Source organism: Micromonospora sp. CNZ297, from assembly GCF_007827625.1.
The window spans coordinates 363,525-379,143 of sequence record NZ_VISU01000001.1 but is presented as its reverse complement, the minus strand read 5'-3'; the positions used below and the strand labels follow the sequence as shown (position 1 = coordinate 379,143).

The 15,619-nt window shown below is 72.3% G+C and carries 12 protein-coding genes; 9 read left to right on the top strand and 3 right to left on the bottom strand.

The window, feature by feature from the left end; translation table 11 throughout:
• Positions 1–2: 2 nt before the first annotated feature.
• Positions 3–941 (bottom strand): 3-oxoacyl-[acyl-carrier-protein] synthase III C-terminal domain-containing protein, encoded by a 939-nt coding sequence (locus FB454_RS01685; protein WP_047892608.1) that lies wholly within the window; start codon positions 939–941, stop codon positions 3–5.
• A gap of 71 nt (positions 942–1,012) precedes the next feature.
• Between FB454_RS01685 and FB454_RS01680 the strand changes: the two genes are divergently transcribed.
• The 5 genes from FB454_RS01680 to FB454_RS01660 all read left to right on the top strand — a co-directional run bounded on the left by FB454_RS01680 (position 1,013) and on the right by FB454_RS01660 (position 6,315).
• The gene (locus FB454_RS01680; RefSeq protein ID WP_145822336.1) at positions 1,013–2,173 is read left to right on the top strand and encodes a glycosyltransferase; all 1,161 of its coding nucleotides are present in this window, start codon (positions 1,013–1,015) and stop codon (positions 2,171–2,173) included.
• Positions 2,174–2,258: 85 nt separating this feature from the next.
• Positions 2,259–3,236: a daunorubicin resistance protein DrrA family ABC transporter ATP-binding protein gene (locus FB454_RS01675; protein WP_013286857.1), complete on the top strand. Its 978-nt coding sequence runs from the start codon at positions 2,259–2,261 to the stop codon at positions 3,234–3,236.
• A 23-nt stretch (positions 3,237–3,259) separates the two neighbouring features.
• The gene (locus FB454_RS01670; RefSeq protein ID WP_013476421.1) at positions 3,260–4,024 is read left to right on the top strand and encodes an ABC transporter permease; all 765 of its coding nucleotides are present in this window, start codon (positions 3,260–3,262) and stop codon (positions 4,022–4,024) included.
• 116 nt (positions 4,025–4,140) lie between these two features.
• The gene (locus tag FB454_RS01665; RefSeq protein WP_145822335.1) at positions 4,141–5,790 is read left to right on the top strand and encodes a class I adenylate-forming enzyme family protein; all 1,650 of its coding nucleotides are present in this window, start codon (positions 4,141–4,143) and stop codon (positions 5,788–5,790) included.
• Positions 5,791–5,835: 45 nt separating this feature from the next.
• Positions 5,836–6,315, top strand: a complete 480-nt coding sequence (locus FB454_RS01660; RefSeq protein WP_013286854.1) for a hypothetical protein — start codon at positions 5,836–5,838, stop codon at positions 6,313–6,315.
• Positions 6,316–6,346: 31 nt separating this feature from the next.
• Here the strand turns inward: FB454_RS01660 and FB454_RS01655 are convergent, their stop codons facing one another.
• Entirely contained in the window at positions 6,347–7,930 is a 1,584-nt protein-coding gene (locus FB454_RS01655; protein WP_047892605.1) for a ricin-type beta-trefoil lectin domain protein, read from the bottom strand.
• 525 nt (positions 7,931–8,455) lie between these two features.
• Between FB454_RS01655 and FB454_RS01650 the strand changes: the two genes are divergently transcribed.
• From FB454_RS01650 to FB454_RS01635, 4 genes are all read left to right on the top strand, one after another.
• Positions 8,456–9,457 carry a glycoside hydrolase family 11 protein gene (locus FB454_RS01650; RefSeq protein ID WP_013286852.1) on the top strand — a complete coding sequence of 334 codons (1,002 nt, stop codon included), beginning with the start codon at positions 8,456–8,458 and terminating at the stop codon, positions 9,455–9,457.
• A 140-nt stretch (positions 9,458–9,597) separates the two neighbouring features.
• On the top strand, positions 9,598–10,026 hold the full coding sequence (locus FB454_RS01645; protein ID WP_013286851.1) for a Fur family transcriptional regulator: 429 nt from the start codon (positions 9,598–9,600) through the stop codon (positions 10,024–10,026).
• Between the two features lie 23 nt (positions 10,027–10,049).
• Positions 10,050–12,326 carry a catalase/peroxidase HPI gene (gene katG / locus FB454_RS01640; protein WP_145822334.1) on the top strand — a complete coding sequence of 759 codons (2,277 nt, stop codon included), beginning with the start codon at positions 10,050–10,052 and terminating at the stop codon, positions 12,324–12,326.
• A 368-nt stretch (positions 12,327–12,694) separates the two neighbouring features.
• On the top strand, positions 12,695–14,899 hold the full coding sequence (locus FB454_RS01635) for a carbohydrate-binding module family 20 domain-containing protein (RefSeq protein WP_145822333.1): 2,205 nt from the start codon (positions 12,695–12,697) through the stop codon (positions 14,897–14,899).
• A gap of 53 nt (positions 14,900–14,952) precedes the next feature.
• On the opposite strand, the gene FB454_RS01630 is transcribed toward FB454_RS01635, so the two are convergent.
• On the bottom strand, positions 14,953–15,474 hold the full coding sequence (locus FB454_RS01630; protein ID WP_013286848.1) for an RICIN domain-containing protein: 522 nt from the start codon (positions 15,472–15,474) through the stop codon (positions 14,953–14,955).
• Between the last annotated feature and the right edge of the window lie 145 nt (positions 15,475–15,619).

The window sequence follows — 15,619 nt, the reverse complement described above, 5'->3', positions numbered from 1 at the left end:
GGTCAGTGCTCGAACACCATGGCGGCGAACGTCGCGCCGTCCCCGGCGCCCACCGCCGCGACCAGGTACCTGTCACCCGGCCGGAGCAGGTCGCGCTCCCGGGCGGTGCGGTAGTTCACGAACGCGTCGGCGCAGAACACGTGCCCGGTCTCGGTCACGTTGTCCAGCAGCACCCGGTCCAGCGGCAGCCCGATCAGCCGGCACAGCCGCTTCCAGGTCATCAGGTTGACGTTGTGCGGCAGCACCAGCCGCAGCTCGGACAGCGCCGTCCCGGCCCGGTCCAGCGCGCGGCCGATCACCTCGGCCAGCGCCGGCCGGTACGCCCGCTGGAACCGTGCCGGGGACTCGCCGCCGGCCACGTCGAACTCGCCCCGCTGGTGGCAGGCGTACGCGAGGAGCCGGTCCCGGCCGCCTCCGGCGCTGAGCAGGCAGGCCGAGGAGCCCTCGCTGAACACCGACGTCTCGGGGATGAACTGGGCGTCGCGGGTGAACGCCTTCTCCCCGGTGAGCACCAGCGCGAGCGGCGGGCCGTCGGGCGTGTCCGGTTCGGACGCGAGCAGCCGCCCGGCCACGTCGATCGCGGCCAGCGCGCTGGCGCAGGACTGCTGGGTGAGCGTGAACGCGAGTGCGTGGCCCAGCCCGAGCGTGCGGCACACCTCGTGCAGCGGGTTGACCGGATAGGGGGTGACCACCGGGAACGCCCGCCCGTACACCACGAACCGCACGCGCTGCCGTAGCGCGGGAAGCGCGGTGAGACCGGCCGCCGCGTGCAGCAGCAGGTCGGTCAGGGACAGCCCGGGGTCGCGACGGACCTCGGTCAGGCCGTGGAAGCGGCGGAACAGGCGGACCTGCATGTCGGTCAGGCCCAGCGGCGCGGCCAGGCTCTCGACCGGCACCCGGCGCTGCGGCAGGAACACCGAGACGGCGTCGATCGCCGTCATACGCGTACCGTCACGCCACGGATCAGATCAGTGACGCCGATGGATGTCAACGCGCGTGCGATCATATCGACGTGCCTCGCTTCCTGTTCGTCGTGCTGCCGGTGGAGTCCCATCTGCACGCCCCGGTCGCCATCGCCCAGCAACTGGAGGCGGCCGGGCACGAGGTGGCCTGGGTCGGGCCGCGCAGCGACCTGCGTCCGCTGGTCGGCCCGGACGCCACGCTGTTCCCGACCGGCAAGCGCTACTACCGCCCCGACGGCGCGTCCGGGCCGGACTCCGTGCGCAGCCTCTGGGAGGGGCACGTGCTGCCCGCCAACCGGTTCATCCGCGACGCCGCCGACTCGGCGGTCGAGCGGTACCGGCCGGACGTGGTGGTGGCCGACCAGTACGCGCTGGCCGGCGCGCTCGCCGCGCACCGCCGCGGGCTGCCGTGGGCGACGTTCTGCGTCGGCATGCTGGAGCTGACGCCGCCGACCGGGGAGATGCCCGAGTTCACTGACTGGGTACGCGCCCAGGTCCGCCGGGTGTGGGCGATGACCGACGTACCGGTGGACGAGACGATCGACCTGCGCTTCTCGCCGTACCTCGTGATCGGGCTGACCACCACGGCGCTGACCGGCCCGGCGCCGCTGCCGCCGGGCTGCGTGCTCACCGGGCCGGCGCTGGGACGGCGGCCGAACGCGCCCGCGTTCGCCTGGGACGCGTGGGATCCCGGCCGCCGGCACGTGCTGGTCACGGTCGGGACGATGGCCGAGCACCTCGCAGCCGACTTCTACCGGCGGATGACGGCGGCGACCGCGCCGCTCGCCGACCGGGTCCAGGTGATCCTCACCGCCGCCCCCGGCCTGGTGCCCGACCCGCCGCCGCACGTGCTGGTCGCCCCCCGGGTGCCGGTGCTGGAGCTGATGCCCCGGCTGGACGCGCTGGTGTCCCACGGTGGCCTGGGCACGGTCTCCGAGGCGCTGGCACACGGCGTGCCGGTGGTGGTCGCGCCGATCCGGCACGACCACCCGGCGGTGGCGCGTCAGGTGCGCCGGGCCGGCGCCGGCCTGGAGGTCTCCTTCGGATCGGCGACCCCGGCGGAGCTGACCGCCGCGCTGAGCGCGGTGCTCGACGAGCCCGCGTACCGGGCGGGCGCGCGCCGGGTGGGGGAGTCGTTCGCGGCGGCCGGCGGCGCCCGCGCGGCGGCGGCGCACCTCGCCGCGTTGGCACGGACGGCTCCCGACGCCTGACGCATCGACCGTTGTCCAACAGTCGGGGCCGAACTAGCCTGACCTGACGCACCCGCGCAGGCGTCGTGCCGCACGAGGAGGCTCGATGATCGAGGCCACCGGCCTACGCAAGTCCTTCCGGGTCGGCCGCGGGCGCGGCGCCACCACTGTCGACGCGGTACGCGGCGTCGACTTCGCGGTACGCCGAGGCGAGATCGTCGGGTTCCTCGGCCCGAACGGCGCCGGTAAGTCCACCACGCTGCGGATGCTCGCGACGCTGATCCGGCCCAGCGGGGGAGCGGCCACCATCGCCGGTGTCGATCTGCTGCGCGCGCCCGCGCAGGTCCGGCGGCGGATCGGCTTCGTGGCGCAGGCCAGCGGCACCTACGACGACTCCACCGCCCGCCGGGACCTGGTGCTCCAGGCCCGGATGCACGGCCTGTCCAAGTCGGTGGCGCAGGAACTGGCAGCCGGGGCGATCCGCGCGTTCCAGCTCGACGACTTCGCCGACCGCAAGATCAAGACGTACTCGGGCGGACAGCGCCGCCGTCTCGACGTGGCACTGGGTGTCATCCACTCGCCGCAGGTCATGTTCCTGGACGAGCCCACCGCCGGGCTCGACCCGCCCAGCCGGGTCCGGATGTGGCAGGAGGTACGGCGGCTGCGCGAGGAGGGCATGACCATCTTCCTCACCACGCACTACCTGGACGAGGCCGACAGCCTCTGCGACCGGGTCTCGATCATCGACGCCGGGCGGATCGTGGCCGAGGGCACCCCGTCGGCGCTCAAACGCGAGATCTCCGGTGACGTGGTCGCGATCGACTTCGCCGCCGCCGACGTCGCGGGCGAGACCGGCGGCGACCTGCCGGCAGCGACGAAGCTGCTGGCCGAGGCGCCGTACGTGCACGCGGCCGAGCCGGTCGACGGCACGCTGCGGCTCTACGTGGACAGCGCCGCCACCGCCATCCCGCAGATCATGCGGGCGCTCTACGACAGGGGCATCGAGCCCGGCGCGATCGAGGCCCGCCGGCCCAGCCTCGACGACGTGTTCCTGGCCAAGACCGGCCGGTCGCTCGCCGAGTGACCGGACGCCGAGAGGAGTACGGCGTGAAACTCGTCCGCGACACCTGGCTGATCTTCCAGCAGGAGGCCGGCCTGATGGTGCGCAACCCGGTGATGGTCGCGTTCAGCCTGGCCCAGCCGATCACCTACCTGATCCTCTTCGCGCCGTTCCTCAAGGTGGTGATGGTCGACCGGGGCGCCGCGTCCTACGCCGACGCGTACCGGATCTACGTGCCCGGCCTGTTCGTGGCGATGGGCCTGTTCGGTGGCCTGTTCGCCGGTTACGGGCTGCTCAGCGCGCTGCGCGCGGGCATCATCGACAGGTGCCGGGTGACGCCGGTGAGCCGGACCGGCCTGCTGCTGGGCCGGGCGCTGATGCACGTGTGCCTCAACGTGGTGCAGGCCGTCGTGGTCACGCTGGTGGCGCTGCCGTTCGGCCTGCGGGTGCACCTGGCGAACCTGCTGGTGTCGTACGCGCTGCTGTCGGTGATGGTGCTGCTCAGCACCTCGATCTCGTACGACATCGCGTTGCTGGTGCGCAACGAGAACAGCCTCGGCGTGCTGGTGAACACCGTCGGGCAGCCGGTGTCGCTGCTCGCCGGCGTGCTCATCCCGCTCGTGCTGGCGCCGATGTGGATCCAGCGGGTCGCGGTGTGGAACCCGTTCGCCTGGGCCACCGACGGCATGCGCGCGCTGTTCGCCGGCCAGATCACCCAGACAGTGGTGTGGCAGGGCGCGCTGATCATGTCCGGGCTGGCCGCCGCCAGTCTGTTCTGGTCGTCGCACCTGTTCAACCGCGAGGTCTCCTGACCGTCCGTACATCGACCATTGTCTCAGCGTGGCGGGCGCTCTAGCCTGATCGTGTCCCCGCTCGGCGGCCGGTACGGGGCGCGGCCGTGACGCGTGTCAGCTGAGGAGGCCACTCGTTGGGTGCCGACAACTTCCGGGCGACGCTGGCGGCCGACATGGAGCTGGGCGCGGGCAACGTGCTGCTCCGGCTGGCCGAGCACGGCGCCGACATGGACATGCCGCGGGTGACGTTCGACGCCGACGTCGACGGCATCCCCGCCTGGACGCCGCTGTCGCTGGCCACGCTCACCGACCGGGTCGCGGCCCGGGCCGCCTGGTTCCGGGCGCGCGGCGTCCGCCGGGCCGACCCGATCGCGGTGTACGTGACCTCCGCGCCCGACGTGTTCCTCAACTTCCTGGCGCTGACCTGGCTCGGCGCGATCCCGGCGCTGATGAACGGCAACATGCCGGTCCCGCTGGCGGCCGAGTTCGTCAGGCGGCTGCGCGGGGCCGGCGTGGTGGTCGACGCCGACCACGCCGCGCTGGCCGGGCACGACCTCGGCGTGGAGATCCTCGGCGACGCGGCGCAGACCGGCACCGGCGACCCGGCGCAGGCGCCGCCGCACCACCCTCACCACCCCGAGGAACCGGTGGTCATCACCCACTCCTCGGGCACCACCCGGGTGCCGGCGGCGATCGTCCACTCGCACCACGGCCTGTTCGCCGCGATCCGCGCGGTCCGCCTCACCGAGTCCCGGCCGTACGGCGAGGTGCGGGAGATGTCCGCGCTGCCGGCCGCGCACGCCGCCGGCATCATCACGCTCAACCAGGCGCTCTGCAACGGCTACCAGCTGCTGTGCCTGTCCGCGCAGGGCGGGCCGTTCGAGCGCAGCGCGGAGACGATCCTGGACGCGATCGAGCGGTGGCGTCCCACCGGCGTCTTCGGCTTCGCGGTGACCTGGTCGGAGCTGGCCCGGGTCGACCTGACCACCCGCGACCTCAGCTCGGTGCGCAACTGGTTCAACACCGGTGACTGCGCGCACGAGGCGCACGTACGCCGGCTGGTCGCCGTCGGCAGCCACCCCGCGTACACCCGCGACGGCATGGTCGACGTCCCCGGCTCCAAGTTCGTCGACATGCTCGGCTCCACCGAGATGGGGCACGGCGCGTTCCGGATCACCCACCGGCTGGGCAGCGACCGCTACGATCGCTGCGTCGGCAGGCCGTACCCGTTCGCCGAGATCGCGCTGCTCGACGTGGACACCGGCGAGGAGGTCCCGCCGGGGCAGGTGGGGCACGTCGGCCTGAAGTCGCCGACGCTGGCGCTCGGCTACTGGAACGACTCGGTCACCACGTACCGGACGCGGCTGGGCGGCTACTACCTGACCGGTGACCTGATGTACCGCGACGCGGCCGGCGACTACCACCACGTCGACCGGGCCAGCGACGCGGTCGACCTGGGCGGCGGCACCTGGCTGTACACCGCGCTGTCCGAGGAGCGCATCCTCCGGCACTGCCCGGACGTCCGCGACTGCACCGTCCTCGCGGCGGCGGGGGAGGACGGCACGACTGTGACCGACGTGCTGCTCCTGCTCACCGCCGACGCCGATCCGGCAGCCGACCGTACCGGCCGGGTCCGGGCCGCGCTGGGGCCGGCGGTGTCCGCGACGCTGCGCCGGGTGGTGACGGTCCCCGACGACGACGTGGTCATGGGGCCCACCGGGAAGGTGCGCAAGTTCCTGATGCGACAGCGGCTGCTGGCCGACGCCGGAGCGCCCGCGGGCTGACCGGCGGGGGATCGACGGTTGGCACGGCCGTGCCAGAATCCAGCCGTGTCCTACCTCCCCTCGCAGCCGTACCCGCCGATGCCCGGCGGCGTCAGCCCGCTGATCGCCTACCCGCACCCGATCACCCCGCCGCCCGGCTGCGGCGTGCTCGTCGTCTCGGTGAACCGCGGGCCGTACCTGATCCCCGTGCCGGCGACCAGCCGCTTCAAGATCGACCGTCAGGTGGTCGCCATCCCCGGCGAGGGGACATGGCACGTCGCGGTGCCGGCCGGCGCGCACGACATCCGGTACACCGACTTCATGGGCGTCCCGATCGTCACCACGACGCTCGCGGTGCAGCCGGGGGCCGCGCACCACCTCGCGTTCCGCTTCGGCGGGTGGCGCAACCGGGTGTACGACGGCTACGGCACCGACGTCACCCGGTTCGGCATGTGGTCCAACTACAGCGTCATGCTGGTCCTGCTGGCCGTCGTCGGCGTGGCCTGCTGCGGGGTGCTCGGGCTGGCCGTGGGCTCGAATCCCTGATCCGGTCCGGCCGGCCGGACCGGCCGCGCGGCTAGCGCAGCGACCAGGTCTGCTTCACGTTGAACACGCAGGTCCAGGCGTTCAGCGGTGCGCCCGCGGCGTGCCCGTCGACGTCCAGGCAGCGGTCGGTGGCCCGGTTGAACAGCGACCGCCGGCCCTGGCTCTCGATCCACTCCCACTTCTGCGCCGGGTTGCCGCTGCACCACGCCGTCTGCACCGGTACGCCGTCGCGCTTCTCGCCCCAGGCCACGTCCAGGCAGAGGCCGCCCTCGACCCGGACGCTGCCGTCGGACGCGAACGTCCACCACTGGGAGCGCTCCTCCCGGCAGGCCCGCAGCACGACGCGTACGCCGTCACCGCTGCCGCCGCTGGCGCACAGGCCGGTCTCCTTGCCGACGAGTTGCTTCGCGCCGGCCGGGCGGACCGGTGCGGCCGGCTTCTCCGGCTCCTTCGACGTGCCCGCTGCCGGCGACGACGTGGACGGGCGCGCGGCCGACGAGGCCGGCGGCTTCGGCGTCCGGGTGCCGGGCGACGGCGTGCCGGAAGTCACCGGCGTGCCCCGCAGCCGGCCGTCGAGGGCGTAGAAGTCGGTGAACTCCCGGACCGTGCGCAGGAACTCCTGCGTCCTGGCGTCGAAGTCGCCGCCGGTGTGGCGCACGGCGTCGGTCCCGTCGCGGTACGCCGCCAGCGCCAGCAGGTCCGGGTCGCCGTCGAGCGCGGCCAGTTCGCGCCGTAGCGCGCAGAGCGTGGCGCCGGCCGCCGGTACCGCCGCCTGCGGATCCCACGGCGAGGCGCCGGACGGGCCGTACGCACGCCACAGCTCGGGCCGGAACTGGGCGATGCCCTTGCGGCCGCCGTCGCCGAGCAGGTTCGGGTCGAAACCGGAGGAGGCCATCAGCTGCGCGGCGACAGCGGCCGGCGGCACCTGCGGGCACACCGAGCCGGCCCGTACCACGAGGCGGACGTACGCGGCGGGGACCGCCTTGGGCTGCCGGCGTTCGCTCTCGCGGTTCGCCGGGCCGGTCTCGGCGAAACCGTCCTGCCGGCCGTAGTAGGCGGCGTACCGGCTTGCCTCGTCGACGTACGGGACCGCCGTCGAGGGCACCCCCTCGGAGGCGCGTACCTCCTCGAACCCGGTGTGGAACGCGGCGAGCGACAGCCGCCACGGGTCGCCGGGGACGGCAGCCGCGCGAACCTGCCCGGCCAGGTCGCACATGTGGTGGGCGAGCGCGAGGATGTTGGCGGCGCTGTCGGTGCGCTGCGCGTCCGGCCACGGCGCCCAGGTCCGCCACCGCTCGTCGTCCAGCCCGGCCAGGCCCCGGCCGCCGGACGCGGTCCGCTCGGCCCGCGCGTCCAGACCCGACTCGGCCATCAGCTGCCCGGCCAGCCGCGCCGGGGTCAGCGCGGGGCAGGACCGGGCCGCGGTGCGGATCGCGGTCAGGTGCTCGGCGGAGACGGTCCGGGCGGCCGGCTCGTCGTCGCGGGCGGCGGCGACGCTCCCGCTGAGGGCGGCGACCACCAGGCTCAGCGCCGCCAGCCCGGCGGCGCCGGCGGCGACCACGCCGCGCGGGATCCGGCGCGGCCGCGGGCGCGCGCCGGGGGCATCGGGTGTCACAGGGCGGTCCTTCCGGTGATGACGTACGCCGGACGGGTGCGCGACGTCCTCGGTTCACCCGGCCGGAATCGGGTCCGACTCCGGTCCGGCCGTCATTGAACCGACCGACCGGCGAGCCGTCAAATGTGGACTGTCCGGCCCGGCCCCGACCGCTCGCGCGCGCCGAGCAGCCGGGGCAGTGTTGATCCGGAACAGGGCCGAAAAGTTTCGGAATCAAGTCGCCTTCAATGGCGGTCGGGCGCCCTTAGTCGACATGTCGATGCTGATCCGAGGCCCTTTCCGGCAGCCGTAACGGCCGTTCAGGGCCGGACGGCGGTTACCACAACATTTCCGGAACTCGTTGACAGGATGAACCGGGCCTCCAATACTGTGGCCATCGGCGTATCTCGATTGACGTCGATGTCCGACCACCACCCGTGGCGCGGCTGTCGCCCCGGTCCCGCCGTCCGCGGGCGGGCGAGCACCCGCGGCTCGCGCCACCGGAAGCTGGCCGCCCGCCAGCCGTCACAGGGAGGAAACCCGTCCATGAAAGACGCCCCCGTCCGTACGGGCATCCGCAGGCGCGGACGCCTCAGGATGGTCCTCGGCGGCGCCTGCGCCGTGGCGCTGATCGCCGCCGGGGCGACGGCCGTCGCGTCAGGTCCGGCCTACGCCGACACCACCGTCACGTCGAACTCCACCGGCACCAACAACGGCTACTTCTATTCCTTCTGGAAGGACAGTGGCAACGTCTCCATGACCATGGGCAACGGTGGTCAGTACAGCACCCAGTGGAGCAACATCAACAACTTCGTCGCCGGCAAGGGCTGGAACCCGGGCGGCCGCCGCACGGTCAGCTACTCCGGCAGCTTCAACCCGTCCGGCAACGCGTACCTGACGCTCTACGGCTGGACGCGCAACCCGCTCGTCGAGTACTACATCGTGGACAGCTGGGGCAGCTGGCGCCCGCCGGGCAGCGGCTACATGGGCTCGGTGTCCTCCGACGGCGGCACGTACGACATCTACCGCACCCAGCGGGTCAACGCCCCCTCGATCGAGGGCACCCGGACGTTCTACCAGTACTGGAGCGTCCGCCAGTCGAAGCGCGTGGGCGGCACCATCACCTCCGGCAACCACTTCGACGCCTGGTCGCGCTACGGCATGAACCTCGGATCGCACGACTACCAGATCCTGGCCACCGAGGGCTACCAGAGCAGCGGCAACTCCAACATCACGATCGGCGGGACCGGCGGTGGCAACCCGACCACCCCGCCGCCGAACAACGGTGGCTGCACGGTCAGCGTGAGCCGGGCCGAGGAGTGGGGCGACCGGTTCAACGTGACCTTCTCGGTCAGCGGCACCAGCAACTGGGTGGTCAACATCCAGACCCAGGGCGGGCAGAGCCTGCAGAACAGCTGGAACGCCTCGATCAGCGGCACCAGCGGCACGCTCACCGCGCGCCCGAACGGCAACGGCAACAACTTCGGCATCACGCTCTACAAGAACGGCAACAGCAACACACCGACGGCGAGCTGTTCCGCCGCCTGAGCCCTTCTCCGGGGAGGGGGTGCCGCGTCGCGAGGCGCGCGGCACCCCCGTTTTCGTGCGCCCGGACCCTGCTGGTGTGACGGCCGACACACCTGGGCAAAAACTTGATTCATTCCAAAAGACCGGACTAAGGTCGTCGCATGACGGCCGACTTCGAGACGCAGCTCCGGGCGGTCTCGTTGCGGGTGACCCGGCCCCGCGTGGCGGTGCTGGCCGCGCTGCGTGACCACCCGCACGTCGACACCGACACGGTGATCGCCCTGGTCCGCGCCGAGCAGCCCACCGTGTCCCACCAGGCGGTCTACGATGTGCTCCGGGCACTCACCGACGCCGGGCTGATCCGGCGCATCCAGCCGGCCGGCGCCACGGCCCGCTACGAGTCGCGGGTGGGAGACAACCACCACCACGTCGTGTGCCGTTCCTGCGGCGCCATCGCCGACGTCGAGTGCGCCGTCGGCCGCGCCCCCTGTCTCACCGCCTCCGACGACCACGGCTTCGTGGTGGACGAGGCGGAGGTCGTCTACTGGGGCACCTGCCCCGGCTGCGCGGCCGACCGCACCGCCCAGTGATCCGCCAGTTCGGAAGGAAGCAGATGAGCGACACCCAGGACAACCGGCCCGTCAGCCCGCAGGGCGTGGACGCCAAGGAGGCGGCCGGCTGCCCGGTCGCGCACGACTCCGTGACCGCGCACGGCAGCGAGAGCGAGAACCCGGCGATCGACTCGCCGACCCCGAAGACCGGCGGTCGTCCGCGCAGCAACCGCGACTGGTGGCCCAACCAGCTCGACCTGTCGGTGCTGCACGCCCACTCGTCCAAGGGCAACCCGCTGGGCCCGGAGTTCAGCTACGCCAAGGAGTTCGCCAAGCTCGACGTCGAGGCGCTCAAGCGGGACATCACCGAGGTCCTCACCACCTCGCAGGACTGGTGGCCGGCCGACTTCGGCCACTACGGCGGCCTGATGATCCGGATGAGCTGGCACGCCGCGGGCACCTACCGCATCGAGGACGGCCGCGGTGGCGCCGGCGACGGCGGGCAGCGCTTCGCCCCGCTGAACAGCTGGCCGGACAACGCCAACCTGGACAAGGCCCGCCGGCTGCTCTGGCCGGTCAAGCAGAAGTACGGCCAGAAGATCTCCTGGGCCGACCTGCTGGTGCTCGCCGGCAACGTGTCCCTGGAGTCGATGGGCTTCAAGACCTTCGGCTTCGGCTTCGGCCGTGAGGACGTCTGGGAGCCGGAGGAGATCTTCTGGGGCCCCGAGGACACCTGGCTGGGCGACGAGCGCTACGCCTCCGAGAAGGACATGGTGGCCGGCGTCGGCGCGACCGAGATGGGTCTGATCTACGTCAACCCGGAGGGCCCGCGCGGCAACGCCGACCCGCTCGCCGCGGCGCACTTCATCCGCGAGACGTTCCGCCGGATGGCGATGAACGACGAGGAGACCGTCGCGCTGATCGCCGGCGGCCACACGTTCGGCAAGACCCACGGCGCCGGCCCCGCCGACCGGCACGTCGGCCCCGAGCCGGAGGCCGCGCCGCTGGAGGCGCAGGGCCTGGGCTGGCTGAGCACGTACGGCGAGGGCAAGGGCGGCGACACGATCACCAGCGGCCTCGAGGTCACCTGGACCGACAAGCCGACCCAGTGGAGCAACCGCTTCTTCGAGATCCTCTTCGGCTACGAGTGGGAGCTGACCACCAGCCCCGGCGGCGCCAAGCAGTGGGTGGCCAAGGACGCCGAGGCGATCATCCCGGACGCCCACGACCCGTCGAAGAAGCACAAGCCGACCATGCTCACGACCGACCTGTCGCTGCGCGTGGACCCGGCGTACGAGAAGATCTCCCGCCGCTTCCTGGAGAACCCGGACGAGTTCGCGCTGGCGTTCGCCAAGGCCTGGTACAAGCTCCTGCACCGTGACATGGGCCCGGTCAGCCGCTTCCTCGGCCCGTGGGTGCCCGAGGCCCAGCTCTGGCAGGACCCGGTGCCGGCCGCCGCGCACGACCTGGTGAACGACGCCGACGTCGCCGCGCTCAAGGCGAAGGTGCTGGAGTCCGGCCTCACCACCGCCCAGCTCGTCTCCACCGCCTGGGCCTCGGCCGCGAGCTACCGCTCCACCGACAAGCGCGGTGGCGCCAACGGCGCGCGGATCCGGCTGGAGCCGCAGCGCAACTGGGAGGTCAACCAGCCCGAGCAGCTCGCCACCGTGCTGGCCACCCTGGAGGGCATCCAGCAGGAGTTCAACGCCGCCGGCGGCGCCCAGATCTCGCTCGCTGACCTGATCGTGCTGGCCGGCTCGGCCGCTGTCGAGCAGGCGGCGCGCGACGCCGGCGTCGAGGTGACTGTGCCGTTCCACCCGGGTCGTACCGACGCCACGCAGGAGCAGACCGACGTCGAGTCGTTCCGGGTGATGGAGCCGCGCGCCGACGGGTTCCGCAACTACCTGCGGCCGGGCGAGAAGACCCAGCCGGAGGTGCTGCTCGTCGACCGCGCGTACATGCTGAACCTGACCGCGCCGGAGATGACCGTCCTGGTCGGCGGCCTGCGCGCGCTCGGCAACAACGTCGGCGGCGCCGCGCACGGCGTGCTCACCGACCGGCCGGGCGTGCTCACCAACGACTTCTTCGTCAACCTCCTCTCCCCGGGCACCCGGTGGAAGGCGGCGGAGTCCGAGGAGCACGTGTACGAGATCCGCGACCTGGCGACCGACCAGGTGAAGTGGACCGCCACGGCGGTCGACCTCATCCTCGGCTCCAACTCGCAGCTGCGGGCGCTCGCCGAGGTCTACGCCAGTGACGACGCGCGGGAGAAGTTCGTCCGCGACTTCGTCGCCGCCTGGACGAAGGTCATGGAGCTGGACCGCTTCGACCTGGCCTGATCCGGCACATCTGAGCGAGCCCCGGTCCGTCGCGACGCGACGGACCGGGGCTCGTCCGTGTCCGGCGGGTGCCGGGGGCACCCGGCCCGCAAACGTTGGAAAATCTGCTCGGAAGTTGCGATCGTCCCGCGAAGCGGGTCGGCGCGTCCCGAGCGGCGGGAATCGCCTCCGGCGCCCGATCGTCCGGTCCAGCGTGGATCGCCGCTGGTGGCCGGGAATCCGAGACCACTCGTGTTGCCTGCTGGTTTCGAAAACTTTGCCGCAAGCTCTTGCAAAGACTTTCATGGATGGCGCATGGTGTTCGCTACCCGGGACGGCCGCCCCACCCCCGCTCACCCTTTCGAACCCACGGAAGAGGTCCCCCGACCATGCAATCCGCCAGGCCACACCCCCGTGGCCGCGCCGGTCGCCTGCTGCTCGCCGCCGCGCTCGTCGCGGCCGGCGGCACGGTCGCCGTCGCCGCTGCCACCACCACCCCCACCCCCGCCCGCGCCGCCGTCGTCCTGAACGACAGCGAGGTGACCGCCAACCTCTGGGAATGGAACTGGAACTCGGTCGCCGCCGCCTGCACCGACCACCTCGGACCGGCCGGCTACGGCGCGGTGCAGGTGGCGCCGCCGCAGGAGTCGGTGAAGCTGCCCGCCAGCGCCGACGGCGCCTACCCCTGGTACGAGGTGTACCAGCCGGTGTCGTACAAGCTGGACAGCCGGTTCGGCAACCGCCAGCAGTTCGCCGCCATGGTCACCGCGTGCCACAACGCCGGTGTGCGCGTCTACGTCGACGCGGTCGTCAACCACATGGCCGGCACCAACAACCCGGCCGGCACGCGCGGCTACGCCGGCACCGAGTTCTCCGGCTACAGCTACCCGGCCGTGCCGTACGGCGCCGGCGACTTCCACCGCCCCGGCGACAACTGCCCGACCGGCGGCGGGATCAGCGACTGGAACAACGAGGCCCAGGTGACCAGCTGCGAGCTGCTGTCGCTGTCCGACCTCTACACCGAGAAGGAAGCGGTCCGCAACAAGATCGCGGGCTACCTCAACGACCTGATCGGGCTCGGCGTCGACGGCTTCCGGGTCGACGCGGTCAAGCACATCCGCAAGGACGACTTCGCGGCCATCCTGGGCAAGCTGAACAACACCGTCGCCGAGGGCCGGCGTCCGTACGTCGCGCAGGAGATCTTCGACGGCGCCAGTAATCCCGCGTTGCAGGCCCGGGCGTACATCGGCAACGGCGACGTGCTCGACTTCGCGTACGCCAAGGGCATCCGCTCGGCGTTCCAGGGCTCGATCTCGGCGCTGGCGAACGTGCCGAACTGGAACCTCGACGCGCCGAGCGCCAACGTCTTCGCCATGGTCACCAACCACGACCTGGAGCGCGACGGTGTGGTGCTGTCGTACAAGAACGGCACCGACTACGTGCTGGCGAACTACTTCGCGCTGGCCTACCCGCACGGCAAGCCGTCGGTCTACGACAGCTTCACCTGGTCCAACCGCAACCAGTCCCCGCCGCACGACGGCACCGGACGGGTCACCGACACGACCTGCGGCGCCGCCTGGAACTGCCTGAGCCGCACCACCGGCGTCAAGGGCATGGTCGGCTGGGCCAACGCCGCCCGGCCGGTGAAGACCGTCTCGGACTTCACCACAGTGAACAGCAACGTGATCGGCTTCCACCGGGGCGACCGGGCCTGGATCGGCGTCAACGACTCCGGCTCGGCCACCACCGCCACCTTCGTCACCGGGCTCGCCGACGGCCGGTACTGCGACGTCATCTCCGGCGTCGCCACCGGCAGCGGCTGCACCGGCTCCACGGTGACCGTGTCCGGCGGCCGGGCCACGGTGACCCTCCCGGCCAACGACGCGGTCGCGATCCACGTGAACGCCCGGCCGGGTGCCAGCCCGTCCCCGACCGCCTCCCCGACCGTGTCGCCGACGGCCTCCCCGACCGCGTCCCCCACGGTCAGCCCGGGTGACCGGATCGCCACCACGTTCACCGTCGCCGCGAACCTGGCCGCCGGGCAGGACGTCTACGTCGTCGGCAGCATCCCCGAGCTGGGCTCGTGGACGCCCGCGAACGGCGTCAAGCTCGCCGCGCAGGGCGGCGGCACCTACCGCGCCACCGTCAGCCTGCCCCGGTCCACCGGCGTGGAGTTCAAGTTCGTCAAGCTGACCACCGCCGGTGCGGTCACCTGGGAGTCCGGCGCGAACCGGACGCTCACCACGCCGGCCACCGGCACGTACGCGGTGACCGAGACGTTCCGCGGCGACACCGTCAGCACGGCTGTGGCCACCACGTTCTCCGTCACCGCGACCACCGTCTACGGACAGAACGTGTTCGTGGTCGGCAACGTCCCGGCGCTCGGCGGCTGGAACCCGTCCGCCGCCGTCGCCCTCTCGCCCGCCGCCTATCCGGTCTGGCGGGCCACGGTCGACCTGCCCGCGAACACCGCTGTCGAGTACAAGTACGTCAAGAAGAACCCGGACGGCACGGTGATCTGGGAGTCCGGCGCGAACCGGACGTTCACCACGCCGGCCGGCGGCACCCGGGCCGTCAGCGACACCTGGCGCTGACGATCGTGCGGCCCGTCCCCCTCACCCCTGGGGACGGGCCGCATCCGCGCCGGTCAGACGGCCGCGAACGACCAGACCTGGGCCGGGTTGCCGAAGCCGGTGCAGCGGTAGATCTGGACGGTCGCGCCGTCGGCGTCCGATCCGCCCCGCACGTCCATGCACCGGCCGCCGATCTGCGACTTGATCTGGTGCACCCCCGCGAAGGAGTTCGGGTCGACCGTCCACTTCATGCTCGACGTGCCGGTGCAGGCCCACTGCTGCAACGGCGTGCCGTCGGCGTTCACCCCGTTGCGGACGTCCACGCACATGCCGCTGAACTGGTTGACGAACGTGTAGGTGTCCCTGCCCACCGGCGACCAGCGCTGCACGGCCTGGCCGTCGCAGGTGCGCTGCACGACCCGGCCGCCGAGCGACGACGGGGCGCCGGACCGGTCCACCTCCAGGCACTTGCCGCTGCCGTAGTTGACGATGGCGTAGTGGCCGGTCGCGGCCTGCGCCGGCGGGCCGGACGCCACCCCGAGCCCGGTGGCGAGCAGTCCCGCCGCCAGCACCCCGGCGGCTCTCTTCCCGATCATGGTGTCTCCCCTCGGAGTCGTGTCGCCGTCCCGGATGCGCCGGTGGTCACCGGCCGGACGACTGGGGACGACGCTAGGGATCCGCGACGGCCACCGGATCCGGGTTCCTCCTAGTCGACGAGGCCGCGCGAGCCTCCTGTCGGGT

Coding starts and splice junctions, on each gene's coding strand:
- FB454_RS01630 (WP_013286848.1), bottom strand. CDS start 15,474: ATGATCGGGAAGAGAGCCGCCGGGGTGCTGGCGGCGGGACTGCTCGCC.
- FB454_RS01650 (WP_013286852.1), top strand. CDS start 8,456: ATGAAAGACGCCCCCGTCCGTACGGGCATCCGCAGGCGCGGACGCCTC.
- FB454_RS01685 (WP_047892608.1), bottom strand. CDS start 941: ATGACGGCGATCGACGCCGTCTCGGTGTTCCTGCCGCAGCGCCGGGTG.
- FB454_RS01675 (WP_013286857.1), top strand. CDS start 2,259: ATGATCGAGGCCACCGGCCTACGCAAGTCCTTCCGGGTCGGCCGCGGG.
- FB454_RS01645 (WP_013286851.1), top strand. CDS start 9,598: ATGACGGCCGACTTCGAGACGCAGCTCCGGGCGGTCTCGTTGCGGGTG.
- katG (WP_145822334.1), top strand. CDS start 10,050: ATGAGCGACACCCAGGACAACCGGCCCGTCAGCCCGCAGGGCGTGGAC.
- FB454_RS01635 (WP_145822333.1), top strand. CDS start 12,695: ATGCAATCCGCCAGGCCACACCCCCGTGGCCGCGCCGGTCGCCTGCTG.